General features: G+C 68.2%; 6 protein-coding genes. 3 read left to right on the top strand and 3 right to left on the bottom strand.

Features of this window, described 5'->3' with window-relative positions:
• The 3 genes from ACT6XY_RS15580 to hutX all read left to right on the top strand — a co-directional run.
• The coding region (locus tag ACT6XY_RS15580; RefSeq protein ID WP_444749242.1) for an energy transducer TonB at positions 1–405 on the top strand (405 nt) is incomplete at its 5' end.
• Positions 406–446: 41 nt separating this feature from the next.
• Positions 447–794 (top strand): antibiotic biosynthesis monooxygenase family protein, encoded by a 348-nt coding sequence (locus ACT6XY_RS15575; protein ID WP_444749241.1) that lies wholly within the window; start codon positions 447–449, stop codon positions 792–794.
• Between the two features lie 17 nt (positions 795–811).
• On the top strand, positions 812–1,330 hold the full coding sequence (hutX, locus tag ACT6XY_RS15570; protein ID WP_444749244.1) for a heme utilization cystosolic carrier protein HutX: 519 nt from the start codon (positions 812–814) through the stop codon (positions 1,328–1,330).
• A gap of 122 nt (positions 1,331–1,452) precedes the next feature.
• Here the strand turns inward: hutX and ACT6XY_RS15565 are convergent, their stop codons facing one another.
• The 3 genes from ACT6XY_RS15565 to ACT6XY_RS15555 form a co-directional block, all read right to left on the bottom strand.
• The gene (locus tag ACT6XY_RS15565) at positions 1,453–2,385 is read right to left on the bottom strand and encodes a 3-keto-5-aminohexanoate cleavage protein (RefSeq protein ID WP_099084399.1); all 933 of its coding nucleotides are present in this window, start codon (positions 2,383–2,385) and stop codon (positions 1,453–1,455) included.
• Positions 2,386–2,422: 37 nt separating this feature from the next.
• Complete coding sequence (locus ACT6XY_RS15560; RefSeq protein WP_444749240.1) at positions 2,423–3,349, bottom strand: 3-hydroxyacyl-CoA dehydrogenase; 927 nt, start codon at positions 3,347–3,349, stop codon at positions 2,423–2,425.
• Between the two features lie 143 nt (positions 3,350–3,492).
• Positions 3,493–6,015, bottom strand: a complete 2,523-nt coding sequence (locus ACT6XY_RS15555; RefSeq protein ID WP_444749239.1) for a branched-chain amino acid ABC transporter ATP-binding protein/permease — start codon at positions 6,013–6,015, stop codon at positions 3,493–3,495.
• Positions 6,016–6,018: the final 3 nt, after the last annotated feature.

Raw genomic sequence — 6,018 nt, 5'->3', positions numbered from 1 at the left:
CGTCCGAGCCGCGCCGCCCGCCAGGCCGAGGCCCGTGCCAGCGCCGCCGAGCGCGGCGAGGGGGCCGGCCAGCGCAATCGGCAGGAGTCGAACGCCACCGGCTCGACAGGCGCCTCCACCGTCGCCGCGGTGGCTGCCTGGCGCCAGCGGGTCCTGGCCCATCTCGCGCGCCACAAGGTCTATCCGGAGTCCGCCCGCGAGCGGGGCATCCGCGGCCGCACCGGCATCGCCTTCACCCTGACGGCGAACGGATCGGTCGCGTCCGTCTCGATCGCCTCGTCCTCGGGGGCCCCCATTCTCGATCAGGCGACGCTCACCATGGTGCGTCGCGCCCAGCCCTTCCCGCCCAACCCGGCCGGAGGTTCCGCCAGCTTCACGGCGGGAATAAACTACAGTCTGTATTGATGCCAGCCAGTCCGCGGGACGAGCCAGAAGGAAGACTTCCCATGTATATCGCCATGAACCGCTTCAAGGTCATCAAGGGCGCCGAGGCCGATTTCGAGACGATCTGGCGCACCCGCCAGTCCTATCTCAACGAGCTCGAGGGCTTCGTCGAGTTCGCCCTGCTCAAGGGTCCGGAGCGCGAGGACCACACGCTCTATGCCTCGCACACCGTGTGGGAGACCAAGGCGAACTTCGAGGCCTGGACCAAGTCGGAGCAGTTCCGCAAGTCGCACGCCCGCGCCGGCATGGCCGATGCGAAGCCGACCTCCATGGGCCATCCCGAATTCGAGGGCTTCGAGGCGGTGCTCGTCGACGACAACCGCGGCAAGCCTTCCCTCGCGGCCGAGTGAGCGCCATGACGGCTCAGATGTCTGCGGAAATCCCCGCCGCGGCCGACCGGCTGGCGGCGGCCCGCGCGGCTCTCGCGGCCAAGCCCGACGGGGTCATAGAAGCCGTCGCGCGCGAGCACGGCGTGCCGCCGCGCGACGTGCTGGCCATGCTGCCGCCGGGCGAGAACGTCGCGGCGCCCGCCGAGGCCTTCGAGGCGATCTGGACCGACGTGACGGGCTGGGGAGAGATCCTCTTCATCGTCAACACGCCCGACATCGTGCTGGAATGCCACGGCGCGCTGGTGCCCGGCACTGCCGGCCACGGCTGGTTCAACGTGCACGGCGACAGCCCCATCGGCGGCCACATCAAGGCGTCGAACTGCAGCGAGATCTGCTTCGTGGACCGCGTGTTCCACGGCCGCCGCTCGCTCTCGATCCAGTTCTACAATGCCGCCGGTGAGGCCATGTTCAAGATCTTCGTCCGCCGCGACAAGGAACGGGCGCTGCTGCCCGACCAGATCGTGAAGTTCGAGGCGCTGAGGGCGAAATACGCCTGATCGCCGCTCGGGGCCGGAAAGACGAAGGGCGCGGCCATGGCCGCGCCCTTCTGCGTTGATCCTGGAATAGCCGCGTCACGCCCGGGCCTGTCCGGGCATGACGCTTGAAGGCGTTCGACTGCTCAGAAATTGACCTTGTCGCCGCCCTTGAGGCCGAGGATCTCGCGGGCGTCGTCCGGGGTGGCGATCTCGAGGCCCATGCCCTCGATGATCTGGCGCACCTTGGTCACCTGCTCGGCATTGTTCTTCGCGAGCTTGCCCGGGCCGATCCACAGCGAATCCTCGAGGCCGACGCGCACGTTGCCGCCCATGGCCAGCGACATGGCGGCGATCGGCATCTGGTTTCGTCCGGCGCCGAGCACGGACCACTGGTACTCGTCTCCGAACAGCCGATCGGCGGTGCGCTTCATCATCACCACGTCCTCGTAGTGGCCGCCGATGCCGCCGAGGATGCCGAAGACCGACTGGATGAAGAAGGGCGGCTTGATGATGCCGCGGTCGGCGAAGTGGCGCAGGGTGTAGAGGTGGCCGATGTCGTAGCACTCCACCTCGAAGCGGGTGCCGTTGTTGGCGCAGGTGGTGAGGATGTATTCGATGTCGGCCAGCGTGTTCTTGAACATGCCGGCGCGCGAGCCCTCGAGATAGGGCTTCTCCCAGTCGTATTTGAAGTCCTTGTAGCGGTCGAGCATGGGGTAAAGGCCGAAGTTCATCGTGCCCATGTTGAGGCTCGCCACCTCCGGCGCGTAGTGGGCGGCCGGCTTGACGCGCTCCTCGACCGTCATGGTCTGCGAGCCGCCGCTGGTGATGTTGATGGCGACGTTGGAGCGCTGCTTGATCACCTTCAGGAACGGGGCATAGGCCTCGATCGACTGGTCGGGCCGGCCGTCCTTGGGGTCGCGCGCGTGCAGGTGGACGATGGCCGCCCCCGCTTCCGCCGCCGCGATGGCGTTGTCGGCGATCTCCTGCGCCGTGATCGGCAGATGCTCCGACATAGTCGGCGTATGGATCGAGCCGGTGATGGCGCAGGTGATGATGACTTTCTTCGACTTCGCCATGAGGGGCTCCTTCGTCGGACTGCGGATGGGATGAGGATCAGGCCGGCTTCTTCTTCGCGCCGCGCTTGTGCGCCTTCAAGGCCGCCAATCGGCCGTCGCGCCATTTGGACAGGCGGGCTATGCGTTCGGGGGACTGCTCGCCCGGCCACTCCGCCATGATCGCGGCCTCGTTTGCGGGTGTGAAGACCTTGCGGCCGGTCAGGCGGGTAAGGCTCGGGCCGTAGCGCCGGTTGTAGTCGGGAATGCCGCCGGGGGCGTTGAGCTCGATGGTCTCGAACGGGCCCATGAAGGACCAGCGCAGGCCGAGCCCGTCGCGGATGGTCTTGTCGAGGTCCTCTGGCGAGACGACACCCGAGCCGACGAGGTCGAAGGCCTCGGCCATCAGCACCGCCTGCAGGCGGTTGAGCACGAAGCCGTCGATCTCCTTCTTCACGGTGACCGCCACCTGCTCGACCTTCTCGTAGATGGCGCGGGCCTTCTCCACCACCTTCGGGTCGGTCCAGGGTGCCGGGCAGAGCTCGACGATGGGCACGAGGTGAGGGGGGTTCACCGGATGGGCGACGAGCACGCGCGAGCGGTGCTTGAGGTCCTTCGCCCAGAGCGAGGAGAACAGGAAGGAGGTGGAGGAGACGACGATGGCCGAGGGCGGGGCGAGCGCGTCGATCTCGGTATGGATGGCGATCTTCGCCTCCACCGTCTCCGGCCCGTTTTCCTGAACGAAGGCGCAATCCTTCAGCGCCTCGGCGAGGGTCTTGCAGGCGATGAGGTTCTTCGCCGAACCCTCCGGATCCTTCACGAGGTCGAGGTCGGCGAGCTCCTTGAGGTTCTTCGCGATATGGGCCTTGGCCGCCTCGGCGACGCCAGGGACCGGGTCGTAGAGCGCGGTGGTCCAGCCGTGGCTGCAGAAGACCGTGGCCCAGGCCCGGCCGATCAGGCCCGATCCGACGATGGCGATGGTGGGCATGTCAGTTTCCTCTGGTCTTCACGCATCATGACCGGGCTTGTCCCGGTCAACCACGACTTGAACATGGACGGACGAGAATTCGTGGATACCCGGGCCAAGCCCGGGCATGACGAGCGTCAGCACATCATGACGCGTGCAAGTCCTCACAGCCACAACACCTTGCGCCGCAGCTCCTGGTCCTCGCGCAGGTCCTTCGACGCGCCGTGCCACGTGACCGCGCCGCGCTCCAGCGCCACGGTCCGGTCGGAGAGCGCCAGGGCGAGGTCGAGATGGTGGTCGACGATGATGATCGACACCTCGTGGCGCAGCTTGTCGAAGGCCTCGAAAAGCTCCTCGGTGATCGCCGGCGACAGCCCCTCGAAGGGTTCGTCCAGCAGCAGCAGCCGCGTGTCGCCGACGAGGGCGCGGGCCACAGCCACCATCTGCTGCTCGCCGCCCGAGAGGAAGTCGGCCGAGGTCGTCCAGCGCTCCTTGAGCCGCGGGAAGAAGGCGAGGACCCGGTCCTCGTCCCAGTGGCGGCCGGCGCCGGTTAGCCGCTTCAGCCGGCCGAGCATCAGGTTGTCCTTCACCGACAGGCCGGCGAAGAGGCCGCGCCCCTGCGGCACGTAGCCGACGCCGAGCCGCGCCACCTTGTCCGCAGGCAGGCCGGAGAGCACGTCGCCCGCAAGCGTCACCGTGCCGGAGGCGGGCGGCGCGATGCCGGTGATGGTCTTCAGCACCGTCGACTTGCCGGCGCCGTTGCGCCCCAGCAGCGCAACGATCTCGCCGCCCTTCACGTCGAAGGTGACGTCGTTGAGGATGTGGCTCTTGCCGTAGAAGGTGTTGACCCTGTCGAGGGTCAGGAGCGTCTCCGCCGTCGCTGCCGAGGCGCGCTCCTTCGCCGCCACCGCATGGGCGCCGGAGCCGAGATAGACCGCTTGCACGCGCTCCGACGACCGGGCCTCCTCGACCGTGCCGTCCACCAGCACCTCGCCGTCGTTCATCACCGTGACGTGGTCGGCGATCTGGAAGACGCGGTCGATGTCGTGCTCGACCAGCAGCACCGGGATGTCGCCGGAGATCGTCTTGATGATGTCGCCGACGCGCTTCCGCTCGGCCGCGGCGAGGCCCGCCAGCGGCTCGTCGAGGAGGAGGATGCGCGGCCGCGTGGCGAGCGCCAGCGCCATGTCGACGAGGCGCTGGCCGCCATAGGAGAGCGAGCCCGCCTCCGCCTGCTCGATGCCGCCGAGGCCGAGATAGCGGATGAGCGTGCCGGTATCGCCCTGGAGGCCAGGCAGGGTGCCCGCCTCCGCCCAGACGCCGAACCGGCCGGGGTGGCGCGCCTGAACCGCGAGGCGCACGTTCTCCTCGATGGTGAGGCCTGGAAAGAGGTTGGTGATCTGGAAGGAGCGGCCGACGCCCGCCTGGGTGATGGCCTGTGGCGAGAGGCCGCCGACCTCGCCACCGTCGAGCCTGACCGTACCGCGGTCCGGCGGGAACATGCCGGAGAGAAGGTTGAAGGCGGTGGTCTTGCCCGCCCCGTTCGGCCCGATCAGGGCATGCAGCGTGCGGTCCTTCACCGTGAAGCTGATGCCGCGCACCGCCTTGATGCCGCCGAAGCTCTTGGCGATGTCGTCCACCACCAGAACGGCGCCGTCGCCCTGACGGCCTTCGCGCACGAACTGCGGCGGCACAGGCCCCACTGCCTCGACGCGCCGGGCCGCCATGGCGGCGTCCGTCTCGATGCGCTTGCGGAAGGGCGCGAGAACCCGCTCGGCGACGCCGATGAGCCCGGTGGGGGAGAAGACGATGAAACCGACGAAGAGGAGGCCGAAGGCCAGAAGCCAGCTCGATGTGAAGAGCGAGAGATATTCGCGGAACAGCATGAAGAACAGCGCGCCGAGCGCCGGTCCCATGAAGGAGCGCATGCCACCGATCACGACCATGGCGAGGAGTTCGCCCGAGAACTGGATGGCGATCGGGTCGGCGGAGGTGAAGCGGTGGTGGAAGGCGGAGAGCACGCCGGCGAAGCCCGTCAGCGTCGCCGACATGGTGAAGGCGATCAGCTTGTAGCGGTCGGTGTCGTAGCCGACGAAGCGGGCGCGCACCTCGTTCTCGCGCACCGCCACCAGCACGCTGCCGACGGGTGAGCGGTGAAAGCGCTGGAGCAGGAACACGACGGCGAAGCCGACGGCCGCGACGAGGGCGTAGAAGGCCCAGGGATTGTTGAGGTCGGCGATGCCCCAGTGGGGCCGGGTGACGCCGCCGAGGCCGTTCTCGCCTCCGGTGAGGTCGGTCCAGCGGAAGGAGACCGTATAGGCCACCGCCGTCATGGCGAGGGTCAGGAGCGAGAAATAGACGCCGCGGCGCCGGAGGATCAGCAGGCCCAGCAGGGTGGAGGTCACCCCGACGAAGAGGATGGCGAACCCAGCCGGCAGCAGCATCTGGCCGGGGAAGAAGTGGCGCTGCGCCAGCACGGCCGCATAGGCGCCGATGCCGAAGAAGGCGCCATGGCCGAAGGAGACGAGGCCGGTATGGCCGACGAGGATGTTCAGCGCCAGGGCGGCGATGGCGAAGATCACGACGTCGGTGGCAGACGTCAGCGTCAGGCCGATCGACAGCATGAAGACCGGCAGGACGACGAGCGCCGCGATGGCCGCGAGAAGATTGCGGAGGGTCGGGCTCATCGG

This window comes from Phreatobacter sp. (assembly GCF_052440005.1).
Taxonomy (GTDB): domain Bacteria; phylum Pseudomonadota; class Alphaproteobacteria; order Rhizobiales; family Phreatobacteraceae; genus Phreatobacter.
The sequence above is the reverse complement of the archived record's forward strand: the minus strand, read 5'-3'. Positions and strand labels throughout refer to the sequence as shown.

Coding starts and splice junctions, on each gene's coding strand:
- ACT6XY_RS15575 (WP_444749241.1), top strand. CDS start 447: ATGTATATCGCCATGAACCGCTTCAAGGTCATCAAGGGCGCCGAGGCC.
- hutX (WP_444749244.1), top strand. CDS start 812: ATGTCTGCGGAAATCCCCGCCGCGGCCGACCGGCTGGCGGCGGCCCGC.
- ACT6XY_RS15565 (WP_099084399.1), bottom strand. CDS start 2,385: ATGGCGAAGTCGAAGAAAGTCATCATCACCTGCGCCATCACCGGCTCG.
- ACT6XY_RS15560 (WP_444749240.1), bottom strand. CDS start 3,349: ATGCCCACCATCGCCATCGTCGGATCGGGCCTGATCGGCCGGGCCTGG.
- ACT6XY_RS15555 (WP_444749239.1), bottom strand. CDS start 6,015: ATGAGCCCGACCCTCCGCAATCTTCTCGCGGCCATCGCGGCGCTCGTC.